Annotated in this window: 15 protein-coding genes; 2 read left to right on the forward strand and 13 right to left on the reverse strand. The window is 39.8% G+C overall.

From position 1 onward, the window contains the following. Position 1 precedes the first annotated feature (1 nt). From ACGE0T_RS09960 to ACGE0T_RS09970, 3 genes are read right to left on the reverse strand one after another with little or no spacing between them, the layout of a single operon-like run. Entirely contained in the window at positions 2 to 427 is a 426-nt protein-coding gene (locus ACGE0T_RS09960) for an ATP-binding protein (RefSeq protein ID WP_459190310.1), read from the reverse strand. Between the two features lie 19 nt (positions 428 to 446). After that, positions 447 to 791, reverse strand: a complete 345-nt coding sequence (locus ACGE0T_RS09965; protein ID WP_459190311.1) for a hypothetical protein — start codon at positions 789 to 791, stop codon at positions 447 to 449. Positions 792 to 835: 44 nt separating this feature from the next. Beyond that, a complete protein-coding gene (locus tag ACGE0T_RS09970) occupies positions 836 to 1,342 on the reverse strand; it encodes an AraC family transcriptional regulator (protein WP_459190312.1) in 507 nt (168 codons plus the stop codon). Between the two features lie 946 nt (positions 1,343 to 2,288). On the opposite strand from ACGE0T_RS09970, the gene ppdK reads away from it, so the two are divergent. Continuing rightward, entirely contained in the window at positions 2,289 to 5,009 is a 2,721-nt protein-coding gene (gene ppdK / locus ACGE0T_RS09975) for a pyruvate, phosphate dikinase (RefSeq protein ID WP_459190313.1), read from the forward strand. A gap of 116 nt (positions 5,010 to 5,125) precedes the next feature. Here ppdK and ACGE0T_RS09980 read toward each other — a convergent pair whose 3' ends face one another. The 7 genes from ACGE0T_RS09980 to ACGE0T_RS10010 form a co-directional block, all read right to left on the reverse strand. Next, on the reverse strand, positions 5,126 to 6,067 hold the full coding sequence (locus tag ACGE0T_RS09980; protein ID WP_459190314.1) for a LysR substrate-binding domain-containing protein: 942 nt from the start codon (positions 6,065 to 6,067) through the stop codon (positions 5,126 to 5,128). A 14-nt stretch (positions 6,068 to 6,081) separates the two neighbouring features. Next, positions 6,082 to 7,116 (reverse strand): YeiH family protein, encoded by a 1,035-nt coding sequence (locus ACGE0T_RS09985; RefSeq protein WP_459190315.1) that lies wholly within the window; start codon positions 7,114 to 7,116, stop codon positions 6,082 to 6,084. A 669-nt stretch (positions 7,117 to 7,785) separates the two neighbouring features. Then, positions 7,786 to 8,970, reverse strand: a complete 1,185-nt coding sequence (locus tag ACGE0T_RS09990) for a sensor histidine kinase (protein ID WP_459190316.1) — start codon at positions 8,968 to 8,970, stop codon at positions 7,786 to 7,788. After that, positions 8,967 to 9,644, reverse strand: a complete 678-nt coding sequence (locus ACGE0T_RS09995; RefSeq protein ID WP_459190317.1) for a response regulator transcription factor — start codon at positions 9,642 to 9,644, stop codon at positions 8,967 to 8,969. The genes ACGE0T_RS09990 and ACGE0T_RS09995 overlap by 4 nt, the downstream gene beginning before the upstream one ends. 39 nt (positions 9,645 to 9,683) lie before the next feature. Beyond that, complete coding sequence (locus ACGE0T_RS10000; protein WP_459190318.1) at positions 9,684 to 12,809, reverse strand: efflux RND transporter permease subunit; 3,126 nt, start codon at positions 12,807 to 12,809, stop codon at positions 9,684 to 9,686. An 8-nt stretch (positions 12,810 to 12,817) separates the two neighbouring features. Next, positions 12,818 to 13,906: an efflux RND transporter periplasmic adaptor subunit gene (locus tag ACGE0T_RS10005; RefSeq protein ID WP_459190319.1), complete on the reverse strand. Its 1,089-nt coding sequence runs from the start codon at positions 13,904 to 13,906 to the stop codon at positions 12,818 to 12,820. Between the two features lie 35 nt (positions 13,907 to 13,941). Further along, complete coding sequence (locus ACGE0T_RS10010) at positions 13,942 to 15,204, reverse strand: TolC family protein (protein ID WP_459190320.1); 1,263 nt, start codon at positions 15,202 to 15,204, stop codon at positions 13,942 to 13,944. 205 nt (positions 15,205 to 15,409) lie between these two features. Here ACGE0T_RS10010 and ACGE0T_RS10015 point away from each other — a divergent pair, with 205 nt between their 5' ends. Next, positions 15,410 to 15,823: a hypothetical protein gene (locus ACGE0T_RS10015; RefSeq protein ID WP_459190321.1), complete on the forward strand. Its 414-nt coding sequence runs from the start codon at positions 15,410 to 15,412 to the stop codon at positions 15,821 to 15,823. Here the strand turns inward: ACGE0T_RS10015 and ACGE0T_RS10020 are convergent, their stop codons facing one another. The 3 genes from ACGE0T_RS10020 to ACGE0T_RS10030 form a co-directional block, all read right to left on the reverse strand. Next, positions 15,824 to 16,285, reverse strand: a complete 462-nt coding sequence (locus ACGE0T_RS10020; protein ID WP_459190322.1) for a septal ring lytic transglycosylase RlpA family protein — start codon at positions 16,283 to 16,285, stop codon at positions 15,824 to 15,826. It lies immediately after the preceding gene. A 44-nt stretch (positions 16,286 to 16,329) separates the two neighbouring features. Then, positions 16,330 to 17,697 (reverse strand): cytochrome c peroxidase, encoded by a 1,368-nt coding sequence (locus ACGE0T_RS10025; RefSeq protein WP_459190323.1) that lies wholly within the window; start codon positions 17,695 to 17,697, stop codon positions 16,330 to 16,332. Positions 17,698 to 18,134: 437 nt separating this feature from the next. After that, the gene (locus tag ACGE0T_RS10030) at positions 18,135 to 19,853 is read right to left on the reverse strand and encodes a RagB/SusD family nutrient uptake outer membrane protein (RefSeq protein WP_459190324.1); all 1,719 of its coding nucleotides are present in this window, start codon (positions 19,851 to 19,853) and stop codon (positions 18,135 to 18,137) included. Positions 19,854 to 19,864: the final 11 nt, after the last annotated feature.

Genomic DNA, 19,864 nt, shown 5'->3' on the forward strand with positions numbered 1-19,864 from the left:
TTTAATCCTCAGGCTTCGAGAACCAAGTCATCATCCGGACAGTCGTACCGACTCCGACTTTGCTCTCAAGATTTAATTCGTCAACATTCTTTTTCATATTCGGCAATCCCATACCGGCGCCGAAACCCATTTCCCGAACAGCAGGTGAAGCCGTCGAATAACCTTCTTTCATAGCCTGTCCGATATCCGGAATACCCGGACCCTCGTCCTGAAGTTGCATTATTATTTTATCAGCTTCCACATCTACAAGGACAGTTCCCCGCCAGGCATGGGCTACAACATTCACCTCTGCTTCATAAAGAGCTACAACCACCCGTTTGATAATACGCGGGTCGACGGATAACTGCTTCAATACTTTCTTTATTTGGCTGGAAGCATAACCAGCCTTTGAGAAATTACCTCCTTCCAATTCGAATTTGAATTGCATGCTATGTCCTCCTTCTTCTTTAATAAACAGGTAAAAGCCCTCTGCTATACAACTCGCCTACCGTATGATATAGAGAATGAGCGGTTTCCATCAAAACCATATTATTTTCCGCGGCAACTTCTATCATATCAGGAGTTACTTTCTTTCCACGGACAAAAAGTATACAAGTAATATCCGCCATCTCTGCGGTCCGAATAGTCTGCATATTACATAAACCTGTTATTAAAAGGACTTCATCACAGTCAAGGGTTAACACATCGCTCATCAAATCGCTGGCGAATGCACATTGGACATCTTGGTCTGCATCACTGTCCCCACATACAACCACCGCATCAGTCAGTGCCAGAATTTGCCGTATCTTCATAATATTAAGATTATAATTACAGGCACTAATATAGAAATAATTTCTTATAGACGAGGGGTTTGAGATATTTTTTCCAAATACTCTGTTGGAGACATTTTTTCTTTTTCAGTAAAACGACGATAAAAACTGGAACGGGAAGTAAAACCACAACGATACATAAGTTCCTTGATTGACAAACCCGGATATAAAATAGCCTGTGCTTTAAAATATTCCAGCCTCAAATGATTGATATATTCACTGAATCCGGTAAATCCGCTATATTGGATGGCTTTTATCAATGTACTTCGCTTGGCATTCAAATCTTTGGTTAGCTGCAAGATATTATAATCGGGATTTGTAAAGGGTTGCTGTTTCTCCATCATTTCAACCAGCCTCAGATGTAATCCATAAATAAGTGGAGAAACAACTGTTTCCTGATATTCATCTTTCTCTTGTTGGGTAAATTCAGCCTCAACACGGGGATAAGACAAAGGGTCTTCTTTGTATATATACAAGAATGTAAAAATATCCGGGATAAAAGTAACCAAGAAAGCATAATATGTAAATATCATATCATTTGCTTTCAAAATAAACAGCAAATAAGACACCATCAATAAGAAAAAGGAAGAGATATAAAAATACATCATTGTTGTAGGCTTTCGCTTTGAGATAAGCCATGTTCCGGCAAAAGGCACAAAGAAATAAATCATTGGAGTTATCATCGACAAAATAAAATACCCTGCACGTATTTGTACGTCCAGGATATCTAAATTATCCAGTATACCCTCAAATGAATAAATAGGAGTAATTTTGCCATTAAAACATATATAACACAGGCAAACCAGCGTTGAAAAAATAAAAGGTAAAGAAAGAGTAATGAAACGTAGCGGATTCAACCACCCCGGACGCAGAGATATTATGGGTACTAAGGAAAATATATGAATAAAGGAATACCATTTTAACATACGGGGGAAAATCAACAAATAATTCCTCTCCCCCAATCCATAATTATGAATGAATCGACCAAGCCATTCCAAATTATCCACCAGCATACTCAGAGAGCATACCAGGACTATCGCGCCCCACAACAATTTGATCCGGTTATCTTGAGCTCTTGATATTAATACCGTGCTGAATACGATTCCGACTAAATTCAGGACTATGATAATTATCAATATACAAAAAGAAATATCAGGCATTTATGTTCTATCTCCTTAACTCTTATCCAAAATATATAGATGACCTTTTTATATGCAAAAATCAGTATTGCCGTCCTATCAAAATCAACAACCGGAAACATTTATGGGCAAAAACGATTTATAAAAAAAGACCATTTTTATCAAATTCCGGCACGCAAATATATATATTTACCTGAATATAAAGACTAAGAATGGTTGTAAAACACATAAAAATCTTTTATACAATATGGCGAGGCTACCCCCAAATAGTCTATATTTGCACTCATTGCAATATAGAGATAGCAAAAACCAATCTAAAACATAGATAATACTGTTGAATATGGAAAGAAAAAGAGTCTACACATTCGGAAATGGAAAAGCCGAAGGTAAAGCAGATATGAAAAATCTGCTGGGTGGCAAAGGTGCAAACCTTGCCGAAATGAATTTAATCGGGGTACCTGTACCTCCCGGGTTCACTATTACGACAGATGTTTGTACCGAATATTATGAATTAGGTAAAGAAAAAGTAGTCGAACTGCTTAAATCTGAAGTAGAAAATGCCATTGTTAACATCGAAACTTTGATGAACTCCAAGTTCGGCGATATAGAAAATCCTTTACTGGTTTCTGTTCGTTCGGGTGCACGTGCTTCCATGCCGGGTATGATGGATACGATCCTGAATCTTGGTCTGAATGACGAAGTTGTTGAAGGATTAACACGTAAAACAGGCAATGCCCGCTTTGCTTGGGACTCTTATCGTCGTTTCGTTCAGATGTACGGAGATGTTGTTTTAGGTATGAAGCCGACAAACAAAGAAGATATCGATCCGTTTGAAGCTATCATCGAAGAAGTGAAAGAAGCTAAAGGCGTTAAGCTTGACAACGAACTGGATGTAGAAGACCTGAAGACATTGGTTAGCAAATTTAAAGCTGCAGTCAAGGCTCAAACCGGCCAGGATTTCCCGACTTGCGCTTACGAACAATTATGGGGGGCTATTTGTGCCGTATTCAATAGCTGGATGAATGAACGTGCAATCCTTTACCGTAAAATGGAAGGTATACCTGATGAATGGGGTACTGCTGTTTCCGTACAGGCTATGGTATTCGGAAATATGGGCGATAGCTCTGCTACCGGAGTTTGTTTCTCACGTGATGCAGGAAATGGTGAAGATTTATTCAATGGCGAATACTTGATTAATGCACAGGGCGAAGACGTAGTTGCTGGTATCCGCACTCCGCAGCAGATTACAAAAATCGGTTCACAACGCTGGGCTGAACGTGCCGGTATTCCTGAAGAAGAACGTGCAGCTAAATATCCTTCTATGGAAGAAGCTATGCCGGAAATCTACAAGCAACTGGACAATCTGCAAACTAAACTGGAAGACCATTACCGTGACATGCAGGATATGGAGTTCACTGTACAGGAAGGTAAACTTTGGTTCTTGCAGACACGCAACGGAAAACGTACCGGCTCTGCTATGGTTAAAATAGCCATTGACCTGCTTCACCAAGGTATGATTGATGAAAAAACCGCCTTAAACCGTATCGAACCGAATAAACTGGATGAGTTACTCCATCCTGTATTTGATAAGCAAGCACAAAAAAGAGCCAAACTATGGGTTAAGGGTCTCCCTGCTTCTCCTGGTGCAGCTACCGGACAAATCGTATTCTTTGCCGAAGATGCTGCCAAATGGCATGCAGATGGAAAACAAGTAGTGCTTGTTCGTATCGAAACATCTCCGGAAGACCTGGCAGGTATGGCTGTAGCCGAAGGTATCCTTACTGCTCGTGGTGGTATGACCTCTCACGCTGCTGTGGTAGCTCGTGGTATGGGTAAATGTTGTGTATCTGGTGCCGGCGCATTAAATATTGATTACAAAAAGAAAACGGTGGATGTCGATGGCATTACTTTCAAAGAAGGTGATTTCATTTCTATCAACGGTACAACCGGTGAAGTTTATGTAGGTCAAGTTGAAACAAAAGCTGCTGAATTATCTGAAGATTTTGCAGAACTGATGACTTTAGCTGACAAATATACGAAACTGCAGGTTCGTACAAATGCAGATACCCCACATGATGCTGCTATAGCCCGTAGTTTTGGAGCTGTAGGTATTGGATTATGCCGTACTGAACATATGTTCTTCGAAGGAGAAAAAATCAAAGCGATGCGTGAAATGATTCTGGCAGAGGATGCTGACGGGCGCAAGAAGGCTTTGGCTAAAATCTTACCTTACCAGAAAGAGGACTTCAAAGGCATTTTCAAAGCGATGGACGGTTGCCCTGTTACTGTTCGCCTACTTGATCCTCCTTTGCACGAATTCGTTCCTCACGATTTAAAGGGTCAGGAAGAAATGGCTGAAGCAATGGGAGTTTCCGTAAAAGAAATCCAAAAACGTGTAGAATCTCTTTGCGAACATAACCCGATGTTAGGCCACCGTGGTTGCCGTCTGGGTAATACTTATCCTGAAATTACAGAAATGCAAACCCGTGCTATCTTGGGAGCAGCTCTGGAATTGAAGAAAGAAGGCATCGTTACTAAACCGGAAATCATGGTTCCATTAACCGGCATTGTATATGAATTCCGGGAACAGGAAAATGTAATCCGCAAAGCTGCAGCCGAACTGTTTGAAGAAATGGGTGATAAGATTGACTTCAAAATCGGTACGATGATCGAAATCCCTCGTGCAGCCTTGACTGCAGATCGTATCGCTTCTTCTGCAGAATTCTTCTCATTCGGAACAAATGACTTGACACAGATGACTTTCGGTTATTCTCGCGACGATATCGCTTCATTCTTACCGATCTATCTGGAAAAGAAAATTCTGAAAGTAGACCCGTTCCAGGTTCTGGACCAGAAAGGTGTTGGCCAGTTAATCCGTATGGCTACGGAAAAAGGCCGTGCTGTACGTCCTGATTTGAAGTGTGGTATTTGTGGAGAACATGGCGGAGAGCCTTCCTCTGTTAAATTCTGCCACAGAGTAGGCCTTAATTACGTATCCTGCTCACCATTCCGCGTTCCGATCGCACGTATCGCAGCGGCTCAGGCAGCTATAGAAGAATAAGATTTTTATAAGATTAGATACTAATTCACAATCACTTAGGCGGATACACGCTTTACAACAGGCGTTTATCCACCTTTGTTTTTGTATGGATTGAATGAGAGTTCCTGTGTCCGTTCTCAAACATCGCATAAACAATTGCTTTGTCCATATATGTTTTTTGCCAATATACACACCTGCTCTATAAATAAGCGCGAAAGAGCTTGTGTTTCATTTTGCGATAACAAAATAAAACAAAGATCCCTTTCTATCCTTATGTCCTTCAGAGTTAGAATACGGAATAAATTATAATCCGAACTATACTTTATTGCATACATAGAGATCAGACCGATACAATCCGAATGCAATAGATAGTTTTTAAGTCCCTCTGTCGAATCCAAACAAGCACACACATTCAATTTGGAGATATCAATATTATGGTTTGATAACGCATGTTTAATAGCTTGGTAAGTACCTGAAGAATATTCCTTTAAGACCAATGGTATTTTGTAAATTTGTTCAGTGGAAATAGATTCCTTTTTTAAAGTATGATTGGATATACTTGTTATAGGGATTATTCTGTCTTTCATAAAAGGAATATATTTCAGATTTCGTTCACGGGCATATCCTTCAACAATTCCAATATCTATCAGTCCCTTTATTGTCATATTTTCAATGGCTTCACTATTCGCGGCAGAAACCTGTGTTACATTAATATGAGGATATCTGTTATGGAACTCCGCAAGAAGTGGCGGGAGAATATATTGTCCGGCTGTAGCTGTAGTACCAATACGTAAAGTGCCTATCTTCTTATCACTTAATTGATACATTGTAAATAACAGATTTCCGTATCTCGATAAAATTTCATTGCTTAGCTCTAAGAACTTTTCTCCTGCTTGAGTTAGTTCAACCTTACTACCCAAGCGTTCAAATAGCCTTACTCCATAGTAATTTTCCAATTCCTGGATATTTTTACTTACTGCAGGTTGACTGATAAGTAGTTCCTTTGAAGCTTTTGTGAAATTCAGGTGCTTTGCTACACATTGAAATATCTCTAAACGAAAATCGGACATAATATTCATTCTATAAAATTATTCTACATTAAAACCGGAACTATATATTTTACCAGGAAATATCCGCCTACGATTAACCATACATATAATATAGAAGCAAGTATAAAAGGCTTCACACCTGCTTTTTTAAATTTATCTATACTGGTTTCAGCTCCCAAAGCGGTCATTGCCATTGTGAGTAAAAAAGTATCAAGTGTATTAATAAAAGACAATAAACTTGCAGGTAGTAAATTAAAAGAGTTAAAACAAATAACACCTAAAAAACCAAGAGCAAACCAGGGGATAGATATATTTTTCACATTTCCTTTTTGAGCAGCTGCTTTTCCGGCTGCTTTGGCGACCATAAAACTAATGATCAACAAGACTGGCACCAGCATTATGACCCGGATCATTTTTACAATGATAGCAATATCCGAAATATCTTTCCCCATCGCATTTCCGGCTCCTACAGTATGAGCTACCTCATGTATAGTCGCACCGGTAAATATTCCCATTTCATTAGGGGGAAGAAGAAAGATTCCATTTCTGTATAATATCGGATAAAGAAACATTGAAACCGTACCAAATATTACAACTGTTGAAACTGCAACCGCAGTTTTATAAGGTTTGATTCTAATAGCCGACTCAGCTCCTAATATTGCTGCCGCACCACATATGCCACTACCAACAGAGGTGAGCAGAGCCACACCGCGGTCCATTTTTAATATTCGCCCGATAAAAATGCCTCCATAAATAGTAGTAATTACAATAATCGCATCAATCAAAATAGCCGGTACTCCGACAGCCAACACATCTTGAAATGTCAATTTAAAACCATATAAGATAATACCGAGACGCAGCAGCTGCTTGGAACTAAATTGTATACCTGGAACCCAAGTACTTGGGAGATTATTTCTTAAACTATTGGCATATAACATTCCCAGAACGATACCTACAATCATTGGACTGAGTGACAGGTCTTTTATAAAATCCATTTCGCCAATGTAAAAGGCGGCACAGGAGAATAATGCGATTAATAAAACACCGTGAAGCATACTGTTTCTTTTCTCTGTAAACATCTTTTAAAGTATTTAAATTAATTTGAAAAATCTTTTTTGCAAAGATGCGTCTTTTTTATGTTTCCTACTCCTTCCTTTTTTTTATGCAGGATAATATATAGTTATACGGATATTGTCTCTTAACATATAAATGCTATGGCTTAGCAATGATAAACAATACATTTTCAACACACACCAAGAAATACAAGAGATAGCTTTAAATATCAGCCAATTATAGTTTCAAAAAGTTCTTATACTAACTAAAAAAGTTCAAAATCCAGATGATAAATCAGAAAAATACTTTTATATTTGCCAAACGAAAGACAAAACTAACAAAGGTGGATAAACGAAAAACATAACGCTTATCCACCTTTATTTATACCCGACTTTTACTAACTACAAAATAAAAACTTTACCAATGGTGAATTATATGGAACACATCCCAAACTACACACAGGAAAAAAAACTTCCTAAAATCCAATGTCCTTACTGTATGTCTAAAGACTTAGAAATAACCTCTAAAAGCTTTAATTTCAATAAAGGCATAACTGGTACTATCTTTGTCAAGATATTTGGGAACCTCCTTTCTGAGGAAAACAATATCATAAGTATCAAATGCCGGCATTGCAGAAAACAATTCGATATTTCTACTGAGTTTGCTAAATATTTGTAAGATGAACAAGTCATAAACTATCCTTCAAAATCAATAAAAACAGTTGTCCCCTTCCCTACCTCAGACTGGATATCCACCTTGGCACCATAACTGCTAAGGATACGCACGGAAAGACTCAGACCAATACCATGCCCCGAATACTCCCGCGTATTTGTCGCACGGTAAAAAGGTTGATAAATATGTTCCAACTCTTCGGGAGGAATACCGATGCCTTTATCCGAAATCTCAAGGACAGAACCCAAAAGGCGCATTTCCACAGGGGCTTCACCGGAATATTTGCAGGCATTATTTAAAATATTTCCAATGGCGATCTTTAATAAGTGATGATTGGCTATCAGACAAAAAGCAAAATTATCCGTTGTAAACTTAACACGGTTGCCGACAAATTGCTTCAACAGGAAATCTGCCAGAAAGACTGTTTCACGGGCACTTTTCAAAATTTCCTTATCTCCATGTGAAAGGAAAAGCAAATTCTTCATCAGCTGGATAATACGCTTGGTTTCCGATGCTATACGCCGGAGAGCCTCCTGATATTCAGCTGGTGTACGCTCCTTCAGTAAACTGATTTCACATTCACCCTGGATGGCGGTCAATGGATTATTCAACTCATGGGATGCATTACTGATAAAAGATTTCTCACTATGATAAGCTGCATCTATCCGGTTAACAATACGGGTCGCATAAAAGTAACCGGTTAAATAAATAAGTATGGAACTGATCAACAGGAATCCCAGTAATAGCCATCCGATACGTTGTTGTATATCGCCCCCATACCTATTATTGGAAACAACAACAACGATAAAATTTCCTTCATTATCCGGATAGTAAATAGCTACGCCTAACTGCTTCCCTCGGCTGAACTTCACAATATCTCCGGCATATAGTTTTTGTATTTCTTCTGTTGTAATATAGCGTGACAAAGCTGTTCGTGTATCCTCTATGCTGTCGGCATTCAGTAATATCTCGGAGGTTACCGGCAATGCTTCTTCATAATCCTTTTGCACCATTGCATAAGCATCGGCTTCCAACTCATCCTTTTCCCAATGTTTCTGAGCAATAATATAAGCCTTTTCTGCCAGGTTGGAATAATACAGGCGATTAATATAACCCGTTGCCACAATATAAAAGACAACGGCCGCCAAAGTAATGATACCAATGGTAACCGTTGTATAAAAGAGTGTTATTTTATTTCCTGTTTTCATCCTTCCATCATATAGCCGACACCCACTACCGTATGAATTAGCTTTTGTTCAAAATCCTTATCTATTTTCGATCGAAGATAATTCACATACACATCCACCACATTTGTATTCGTATCAAAATTCTTATCCCATACATCTTTCAGCAAGGTAAGACGGCTTAATGCTATTCCCTGATTTTGTATAAAATATTCCAAGAGGCGATATTCCTTGACAGTCAGATCAATCATCACCTTTCCACGTATGGCGCGATGACTGGCCATATCCAGAGTCAGGTCCCCACATGCCAGGACTTTTCCGGGTTGCTCCATTCCCGAACGACGGAGCAATGCCTTGATACGTGCTTCCAGTTCCTGGAAACTAAAAGGCTTTACTAAATAATCATCTGCTCCGGCATCCAGGCCGTTTACAATATCGTCCGTTGTCCCTAAAGCAGTAAGCATAACAACCAGCGATTGATACCCATACGATTGGCGGTATTGGCGACAAAGTTGCAAACCATTCATTTTAGGCATAATTATATCCAGAATCAAGAACTGGAAATCCTCTGCCTGTATAAGATTCCACGCAGCTTCACCATCATAGGCAACCCGAACCTCATGTCCGAATTCTTTCAATCCCCGTTCAATGAATGAGGCAATATTCACTTCATCTTCTACCAATAATATTTTTGCCATATTTTAAACTTCTGCTATGCTATGCAAATATACTGATTTTTATAACCGCCGTTGTAGTAATTTTCCTTCTTTATCAAATAACATACGACGGTAAAAAACCTCTACAATTAACGGGAATACAAAAAGGGTAAAGAACGTTGCACCTATTAGTCCTCCAATAATGACGATAGCAAGCGGACGCTGGCTTTCCGAACCGATACCATGGCTCAAAGCAGCCGGCATCAAGCCTATTACCGCCATTGAGGCTGTCATTAATACTGAACGTACTCTGGATTTGACACTCATCTTCACGGAGTCATCCAACGGATAATTATGTTTCAGATTGCTCTTAATATCCGAAATCATAATCACTCCGTTCTGTATGCAAATACCGAAAAGAGCGATAAATCCGATTCCCGCAGAAATAGAGAAATTAAAACGGGTTATCAGTAATGCCAGTATCCCTCCTACTGCGGCATAAGGAACATTCAACAAGACCAGTCCGGCATCACGCGCATTTCCAAACAACACAAACAAAATAATGAAAATAATAGCAATACTGACAGGAACAACCTGTGCCAAACGCTTAGAAGCCCGTTGCTGGTTTTCAAAATCACCGGTCCATTTCAAAGTATATCCGGAAGGTAAGTTTACTTGTTTATTTACTTTTGCTTGCGCTTCAGCTACAGCTGTACCCATATCTCGTCCACGTACTGAAAACTTCACAGCACAAAAACGGGCATGATTATCACGGTAAATAATCAATGGTCCGGTAATCGTACGGATATCGGCAAGTTCTTTAATCGGAACCATTGTTCCATCACGGGCTGGTACCAGAATTTTACCTATTTCATCTTCACTCCGGCGGAAAGAGGATTCGTAACGGACCATAATATTAAACTTTCGTTCATCTTCATAAAGAAGAGAGGCACTTTTTCCACCGATTGCCATTTCGATAATAGACTGAACATCCTCTTTTGCCACACCATAACGTGCCAAGCGGGATTCACTCAGTTCAATACGAAGCTCCGGTTGCCCGATATTACGGATAACCCCTAAATCCTGTATACCTTCTACCGTTTGTAACACATTAAAAATCTCAACCGCTTTCTTTTCGGATTCATATAAATCTTTCCCGAATACTTTCACGGCAATAGAACCTTTTACCCCACTGGCTGCTTCTTCCACATTATCACTGATCGGCTGGGAGAAATTAAAATCGACTCCGGGATAGATATCCAACCGCTTCTCCATACTTTCTACCAATTCTGCTTTTGTCATTTTGCTAGCCCATTCTTTTTCAGGATAGATGTCTACATGAAATTCTATATTATAGAAACCTGTGGCATCTGTTCCATCATTCGGACGTCCTGTCTGTGAAAGCACTTTCTTTACTTCCGGATAAGATGCCAGTTCCCGGCGCATACGGTTCGCCAACTTTACAGATTCTTCTAACGAAATACTTTGAGGCAGTGTGGCACGGACATAAATAGAACCTTCATTCAACTGAGGAAGAAATTCTGTACCCAGTAACGTAAATCCCCAAAGCCCTCCGGCTGCAAGTAACGTTGTAACACCGATTATTAATTTTTTATGGGTATGACAACGGTCGAAAATAGATGCGGTCATCCGGTTTACCAAGGTGAGGAACGGATTATGTTTTTCCCTTACATTTTTTCTCAACAACATCGATGACAGAACAGGGACCAATGTAAGCGTAAATATTAAAGCACCCAATAAAGCAAACCCCAAAGTATAAGCAAGCGGACTAAACATTTTTCCTTCCACTTTTTGAAAAGAGAATATAGGAACCAGTGCCGTAATGATAATCAGTTTTGAGAAAAACACTGCACGAGCACGGTCTTTTGCCGTATGCCGTATGATTCCCATTTTACTCATTACATTAAAAGCCGGCATCCCTACTTCACGTGCCTTTTTATCGAGAGCGACAAACAAACCTTCCACCATCACCACCGCACCGTCGATAATAATACCGAAGTCTATTGCTCCCATCGATAGCAGATTGGCGCTCATCCCCATTGCCCGCAAACAAATAAAGGCGAAGAGTAGCGCCAACGGGATAATGATAGACACTATCACCGTTGTACGCCAATCCGCCATAAAGACCAACACAATGAACGTTACCAATAATATACCTTCTACCAAATTATGGGTTACCGTATGTACAGCAAGGTCAACTAAATCTTCCCTGTCATAGAATGGGACAATCTGCACATCTTCCGGAAGAGAATGTTCCTGTATATCGGCTATTTTATCTTTCAGAGCAGCGATAACCTCACTGGGATTTTCTCCCTTACGCATAACAACGATGCCTTGTACAACATCATCCTCTTCCATACGTCCGACCTGTCCAAGCCGGGGCAGGCAGGATTCATGGACATCAGCCAGATTCTTCACTAAGATAGGTGTGCCATTGATATTCTTGACCACTATATTTTCTATTTCCTTGATATCATTAATCAAACCGATACCACGTACCACATATGCCTGCGAACTCTTCGTTATCACATCGCCACCTACATTAATATTACTTTTGGATATGGCATCAAACAATTCCAAAGATGTAACGCCGTAATTTATCAGCTGATTCGGATTTACACTTACTTCAAAAGTTTTGACCTCACCTCCGAAACTGACAATATCCGCCACTCCGGGTACAGCCCTTAATTTACGTTCTATAACCCAATCCTGATAGGTCTTCAATTCCCTTACAGACCGCTTGCCGCTACGCAGAGTATAACGGAATATTTCTCCGGTCGGCCCATATAGTGGTTGCACTTCGGGAGTAACACCTTCCGGCAGGTCAGCATCATTCAACAGATTATAGACTTGCTGGCGGGCATAAAAGTCGTCTACATGATCATCAAACATCACATTTATTACCGAAAGTCCGAATAAAGTAGTACTACGGATATCCGTTTTCTTCTGTACCGGATTCATTGCTATTTCAATCGGTATGGTAATAAATTTTTCTATCTCTTCCGCACTGCGTCCGGGCCATTGGGTAATAATCGTCACTTTTGTATTCGTTACGTCCGGAAAGGCATCAACCGGCGTATGTATAAAGCTGACGGTACCGGCTATAATAGCTATTGTAGTCAGGAAAAAAATAAAAAACTTGTTCTTTAAAGAGAACGCTATAATATTATCTATAAAGGAATGCATTTTCAGATTTATTTAAGGGCATTATACAATAAGATTGCATTCTCGTGAATAACCCTGTCGCCTGCTTTCAGACCGGATTTCAGGAAGCAGCATTTATCTGTCTGCCGCAATACGGCAACTTGTCGTATTTGCAAGACTTCTCCATCTCCCACAAGAATTACATATTGTTTGCCATCATCAAAAATAACGGCACGTGCCGGAATACGCGGAACGACTTCCCCTTCAATTCGGCATTGTACATACACGTTAGTAAACATACCCGGTTTCAATAAGTAATCTTTATTATTCAAGCGAACGCGTACTTTCATTGTTTTACTCTCGTCATCCAAGATGTTGTATACCTTATCTATCTGTCCGGTAAACTCTTTACCTTTACCATATGCCAATGTAGTGATACGAACATCCGCCCCTTCCTTCACTTTGCTAATATCACCTTCGTATACATCCGCCATTACCCATACGTCACCGAGACCGGAAACTGTAAACATTTCATCATCACGATCCGAACGTATCTGCATATTTTTGCTGATGTTCTTATTGATAACAAAACCGGAAACCGGAGACTTCACTTCATAAGTAGAGTTTCCGGTAATATGATTAATGGAATAAACCTCCTTAATTCTTTTTTGTTCGGCAAAAGCATTTGCAGCTTCCTGTTCTGCCTGAAGCACATCACGGTCCGATGCCATACCACTGCGGAACATGTCACGAACTGCACCCAAATTACGTTTTGCAAGTAACACCTGTTGTTCCGCTTCTTTCTCCTGTTTCTCAAAATCAGCGACTTCACTACTACGTATTACAGCCAAAACATCTCCTTTTTTAATAAAATCTCCGGTTTCGACATTTACTTCGGTTATAGTTCCTCCGAATATGGGATACACATGGGCCACACGTTCGGCATCAAAGGTTACCCTTCCATTCAATAACAATTCGTTATTCGGAATCACTTCCTGTACTGTATCAATAGATACAATTTGTTTCAGGCTATCGGTTAATAATATTTGTTGTACACTTTCCTGTTTTACCGTTTGTTTTCCACAACCACACAATAAAGGGAAAAGTAAAAGAAATATCAGCAGGTTCTTATTTGTCATTTCATTCATTTTAAACAATTCTATTCCGATTAAGATTAATATTTGAAAACATCGCTTCCGGTCACTGTATTTATACTTTCTACTGCCATCAATACATTTTTCCGGGTTTCATATAATTGAAGGCAAGTTTCTTTGTAACTCTGATAATAATCCACAAATTCCAACAGGCTGATATTCCGCTTTTGGAAACTGCTGTTTACCCCTTCTATAATTATCGTGAAGTTCTTTTCTAATTCATCATTTGAAGAATGATAAAGAGTTAGAGCTTTTTCCAATCGGGTATATGCAGTAAAGAGTTCATTCTCTGCCTGCTGCCGGGCATATAACTCCCTGTTGCTGTTTTGTAAAACAGATAAGCGGGCAGCCTTAATATTTCCTTGGTTCCGGTTAAAGATTGGAATGGAAACATTTACCCCTATTGCAAAATATTTATTACAAAAATTACCAGCTCTGTCGAAACTTCCAGTCACGCTGACTTCCGGGAAAGCCAGAGACTTCTGAAGTTTGACATCTGCTTGCGAAGCCCGGATGCCGGCCTGTATCAATTTCATATCAGGGCGAACCGACATCCGGTCATTCAACTCGGCAAAAGATACCACCCGGGTATCTATTTTGCCTAACACATTCTCATCAAGTAACGGTTCAAAAGACTCATCATTGGATAAACCTAATAATAATTTTAAATCACCTTGCAAAGCTACAATTTCATTATCGGCAGTATTCCTTTCCTGAGAGAGTGAAAGTAAAAGAGCCTCGATACGGGATTTCTCCAGTAAAGAAATATTCCCTTTCTCATTCTGATCTTTATATACTTCCAACAATTTCTTTATATAGCTGATTTCCTTATCATAAACAATAAGGGATTTCCGGGAATAATACAAATCGATAAACTTCGTTTTTAACTCATTCCGGAGTGTCCGCAATACCTCTTCAAACTGGTATGTTGCCATTTCCTTGTTTATCTTCTCCAGCTTTATCCGATTATTCCGCTGACCGGCGATATAGATAAGTTGCTCTATGCCAACAACAGCTTCCCCTTCCGGACCTACGTCGAAATATTTCCCGTTGTTTCGATTGTAAACGTTTTGCTCCAATGTGAGCACCGGATTTTCAAATAGTTTTGCCTGTATAACCTGTGCCTCAGCCATATCTATATTATAACGTTCGGCAATAAGATGAAGGTTACAAGTCGAAAACCGCTCCACTGCATCCTGCAACGAAAGTTTGACAACCTGAATCTGTGCATTGGCGTTCAAAGAGCAAAACACAAAAAATAGCAAGAAAATACGTTTGTACATTTGTTTATCAATTTTTGCAGACAAAAATACAAGCCATGCTTCTGCCAGCCGTGTATATCCGGTTAGAATGCTCTTAGCTGGTATTAAAAAATAATTAGAAAAGAGTCCGACTAATTATTAAAGGCTTGTTTTTCATCCGCAAAACAATTACATTTGTAGAAATAAAAAACTATTACTATACCTTTTAATCACATTTAAAAAACCAATGAGTACGAGAAAAAAAATAAGAAAGGTGAGCTTGTTTGCTTTTTTAGGCTTTATTTGTTGCCTGTTTATCTGGTTCTATTCAGAGAAGAGAAAGTACCTGATAAATGGGGAATGTAGATATACTGTTGCTACTTGTAAGTATACAAACAATTCACCGACTGCAAAAAGTTTATTCTATTTTGAGGTAAATGGTAAACAGTATCCTACAATTGCATCTACTGTAAAAGTTAAATATCCAGTCTACAAACCGACTCGTTTACTTATCAAATATTCAGTAAAAAATCCGAACTGGAGTGAGGTTGTAAAATGTGAAGTTCCTTCCTGGGTATCCATTATCCCGGAAAACGGTTGGGAAGAATATCCTCCCGCAATCAATTGGGATGGTACAGTTCTGGATGCGAAATTAAAATAATCATTTCTTTATACGCAACTCATAAGCAGGAACAGGCTGCAAATGCCGCGTATCCAAGAAAAGCATTTTAGGATACACCAAGTCCAGTACACGTAAATCGAATTTACCGGGTACAACTTCTATCCTGACGCGCGTAATTCCTTTTTTCTTGAAATCGAGAATTTCGGCAGCCCTGCTCGAGACATCAATAATGCGTCCTCTCCGGCGAGGGCCACGATCTGTAACGCAGACTATCACGGTCTTCATATTGGAAAGATTAGTCACCCTCAAAAAAGTTCCGAAAGGGAGCGTACGATGGGCTGCAACCAATTCATCCTGGTCGTGAATACGTCCGCTGGAAGATTTCCTGCCATGGAAACGGTTATGGTAATAAGAAGCAAGCCCTTCCTCCTGGCTCCACATCTTTTCTGTGCTTTGAATAGCAAATAGAATTAAAAAGATATGTACCAAGCGGAAGGGCATACACGTTATATTTGATTTACTCTACAAATATAACGTTTTATTTTTTATTGTAATAACTGGCCCTTGTATTCGCCTGTCAATGTATTTAAGAAAGATACAATCTTAGCAGTTTCCACATCTGAAATGTTCTTACCTATCTGGAACTGGTGCATGATTCGAATGGCATCTTCAACAGAAGCGACAGAACCATCGTGCATATACGGAGGTGTAATCATTACGTTACGTAATGTCGGAGTTTTGAACTTATGCAAATCCTGTTCATTGTTTGTAAAAGCAAAACGTCCCTTATCGCCGTCAGTCAGACCGGTTCCGCGATAATCGAAATAACTCATCTTTATACCCATATATTCAAATGACTGTCCACCGATATTCACACCAGTGTGGCAAGTGGCGCATTTATTATCTTTGAATAATTGATAGCCTTCCAATTCCTCAGCGGTAAGAGCCCCCTTATCACCCATCAGATATTTATCAAAACGGCTCGGCGTAAGCAATGTTTTTTCAAATTCGGCAATCGCATCTGTAATGGTAGATTGATTGAAACCTTCCGGATAAACTTCAAGGAAACGTTTACTCAATTCTTTATCTTCCGCCAGTTTAGCAGATATTTCATCAAATGAATGGCTGCCCATTTCCACCGGATTCAATGGAGGACCGGCTGCCTGTTCTTTTAAATCGGCGGCACGTCCATCCCAAAACTGCATAAAGTTCAAGGCAGCATTATAAACAGTCGGAGCGTTCACACCACCAAACTGGCCATTTATTCCTTCTGAGTACTGTTTACGGTCTACCCCACCGGTATTCAAACCGTGGCAAGTGGCACAGGAAATTGTATTATCAAAAGAAAGGCGTGTGTCGTGATACAAATCAAAACCTAAAGCAACTTTAGCCGGATCTGTAGGCAAAGAAGCCATTAGTGGTTGCAAAGGTTCGTTTTCAAACTCTGCATCAACAGTCGGAGTAGTAAACCGGTTCTTACGCACATCTTTTGCCCATGCAATGATAGTCGCTTTTTCATCACTGTTCAAACTGGTTCCCCAGTGGATTGCTGTAAATTTAGCCGGAGGCATACTGCCACTAAGAGCCGTATTTTCCACTTTTGCCATATCAACTTCAGATACAGGCTGACCATTTTCAAGAGCATTCACCATATCTGTAAGATCCAGATAACGAGTCCCCTCCAACATATCGGCCTTTACAACCGGACCTATTACAGGGAATTTGGCATAGAACGGACCTGCTGCCGTTGCAGAATGGCATTCCAAACATCCGTTTTCACGGATAATAGATGCAACCTGCTTTGCTGGATTATCCGCATACTTCTTGTATTCGGAAGAACAAGAAGGCATAACAAAAGCCAACGTAAGCAGACCAATAGGTAAAACCGCCTTTTTACTAATAGTGTTAAGCATAAATATTGGTTTATTTAGATTTATTTGGACACAAATTTAGATATTTTTACGAATACGGGTCGATGAATCAAATAAGTATTATCTATCGAGAGATAAGATTTATCTATTCAAAATTGATTTTCAGGCATTTTTTATCTACAAGGATTAAGAGAATAAACAAAATTACCGGATAGTTTCAAAAAATTTCAAAGGAGATGTGCCAAAACGATTTTATCATTATGTAAGCAGTCCTATACTTTTGACATGTCCTAAACTCAGATTTCCAAGCCGTACAACTCAGATTTCCAAGTTGAGCAACTCAGACTTCCAAGTTGAGCAACTCAAACTTCCGAGTCGTACGACTCAGACTTCCAGGTCGTGCAATCCGTAAATCCGTGTCTGAAAGGATGTATTAAAATCGTTTTGACACATTCCCCTTTGAAACTATTATTTATATATTATTTCTTATTTCCATATCCTGGATTCTGCTCCAACAAATTATTAGCGCCAATTATACTATAATGTATAGGGAAACGATTAAAGTTTGCATTATTAGTTGCCTTATGATCCCACCAGTTTTCTGTAACATAGGCATCCCAACGAATCAAATCCGTACGGCGACGTCCTTCGGCAAGGAATTCCTGCATCCACTCCTTCAACATACGGTATTTATCCAGATTAGCTGCCGTTACAGGATCCGGATCATTCCCATTTTCGAAATAACGTTTACGCACTTCGTTAATAAGGTCAGCGGCACCTTGATTATCTCCTGCACGCATTTTACATTCGGCAAGCATATAATAGATTTCAGCAAGACGGATAATAGGAACGTCCGGGTCGAACATCCGGTTAAATTCATCTTGGTTAGGACGGGGACTACGTTTAGTAACGCGGACTCCCGAATTTTCCTCAGCAGTGCCTATGTTGGAAGGGAGTTCGGATGCAGAAGCGTATTCTGTGCCTACTTTAGAAAAATAAGCAATCTGGTCACGTTCGAAAATAATCTGGTCTTTATATTCACGGTCGCCTTTACATACCCAATCCGGATGCAGAGGGTTACGAAGTTCGCCAACAATAAACATACCCCGGTATTTGCCATTGCCTGTATACACATACAATTGCTTACGTACATCAGCAGCATTGAAGGTTTCATATGGATTACCCACATTAAACTGGTACAGGTTACCTTCCGGATCACGGCTCGGTATCAGACAGCAACCATTATTAGAACCGGAATCCTTCAAACCTCCCAAATAATTTTTGAAGTTGTAAGGAACCATATACGACCAGTACATGCCATCTGTTTCCAACTTTGCATTCTGGCTGGGAACAGACCAAATAATCTCCGGACAAGTCTCATTGTCAAAACCAAAGATATTAGTCCAATCCGTATCCAGTTTATAGGCACCATACTTGCCATTGATAATATCTTCGCAAATCCGGGCTGCCTCCGCATACCTTTCTTTTCCGATATACGGTTTGGCATTAAAGTATAGCCGAGCAAGCAAAGCTGCTCCTGTTGCACGATGAATACTGCCGTTTTCCATCGCTCCCATCTGTTCTTTCAATGGTAAATAAGGAATAGCCTGTGTCAACAGGGAATCGATAAAATTAAATGTTTCCTGTGCAGTGGAACGTCCTTTCACTGCACTTTGTGTCGTTGTATACAAAGGGACACCTCCAAAAAAGTCTAATCCGTCCAAATAAAAAGAAGCGACTAATGTTTTTTGTTGATGCATCATAGATTCACGTACACCTTTTTCGAAGCCCAATTTATCAAAATCTACTTCCGACAGGTCTTCCATAGCATCCCATGCCAGTGCAATTCCCATAGAAAAATTCGTCCAACCCGTTTCCACCATAGTCATATCTTCCGTATACTCATGATGATGGAACTTTTGGTATACTCCTCCGTTATACCAGTCGCTACCACGTGTCGGCAAGCAAAATTCATCAGTTCCCAACTCCTGCATCATCCAGCGTGGAGCATCATGTCCTACATACCATCGCCAGTGAGTAAAAGGGCGGTTAAAGCGTTCCCATACTGCATCCTGTGAAGTATAGAATGTTTCCGGAACAACTTGCGAATAAAAAGTAGGGTCTATGTTACAGGATGTTCCCATCACTAAACACATGGCACCCGATACTATCAATTTGAATATTTTATTGTTTTCCATTTTCTTAATCT

The sequence above is a fragment of the Parabacteroides sp. APC149_11_2_Y6 genome (genome assembly GCF_054506995.1).

Excerpts from the sequence above, each read along its gene's own strand:
- ACGE0T_RS09960 (WP_459190310.1), bottom strand. The coding sequence starts at position 427 with ATGCAATTCAAATTCGAATTGGAAGGAGGTAATTTCTCAAAGGCTGGT.
- ACGE0T_RS09965 (WP_459190311.1), bottom strand. The coding sequence starts at position 791 with ATGAAGATACGGCAAATTCTGGCACTGACTGATGCGGTGGTTGTATGT.
- ACGE0T_RS09970 (WP_459190312.1), bottom strand. The coding sequence starts at position 1,342 with ATGATATTTACATATTATGCTTTCTTGGTTACTTTTATCCCGGATATT.
- ppdK (WP_459190313.1), top strand. The coding sequence starts at position 2,289 with ATGGAAAGAAAAAGAGTCTACACATTCGGAAATGGAAAAGCCGAAGGT.
- ACGE0T_RS09980 (WP_459190314.1), bottom strand. The coding sequence starts at position 6,067 with ATGAATATTATGTCCGATTTTCGTTTAGAGATATTTCAATGTGTAGCA.
- ACGE0T_RS09985 (WP_459190315.1), bottom strand. The coding sequence starts at position 7,116 with ATGTTTACAGAGAAAAGAAACAGTATGCTTCACGGTGTTTTATTAATC.
- ACGE0T_RS09990 (WP_459190316.1), bottom strand. The coding sequence starts at position 8,970 with ATGAAAACAGGAAATAAAATAACACTCTTTTATACAACGGTTACCATT.
- ACGE0T_RS09995 (WP_459190317.1), bottom strand. The coding sequence starts at position 9,644 with ATGGCAAAAATATTATTGGTAGAAGATGAAGTGAATATTGCCTCATTC.
- ACGE0T_RS10000 (WP_459190318.1), bottom strand. The coding sequence starts at position 12,809 with ATGCATTCCTTTATAGATAATATTATAGCGTTCTCTTTAAAGAACAAG.
- ACGE0T_RS10005 (WP_459190319.1), bottom strand. The coding sequence starts at position 13,906 with ATGACAAATAAGAACCTGCTGATATTTCTTTTACTTTTCCCTTTATTG.
- ACGE0T_RS10010 (WP_459190320.1), bottom strand. The coding sequence starts at position 15,204 with ATGTACAAACGTATTTTCTTGCTATTTTTTGTGTTTTGCTCTTTGAAC.
- ACGE0T_RS10015 (WP_459190321.1), top strand. The coding sequence starts at position 15,410 with ATGAGTACGAGAAAAAAAATAAGAAAGGTGAGCTTGTTTGCTTTTTTA.
- ACGE0T_RS10020 (WP_459190322.1), bottom strand. The coding sequence starts at position 16,285 with ATGCCCTTCCGCTTGGTACATATCTTTTTAATTCTATTTGCTATTCAA.
- ACGE0T_RS10025 (WP_459190323.1), bottom strand. The coding sequence starts at position 17,697 with ATGCTTAACACTATTAGTAAAAAGGCGGTTTTACCTATTGGTCTGCTT.
- ACGE0T_RS10030 (WP_459190324.1), bottom strand. The coding sequence starts at position 19,853 with ATGGAAAACAATAAAATATTCAAATTGATAGTATCGGGTGCCATGTGT.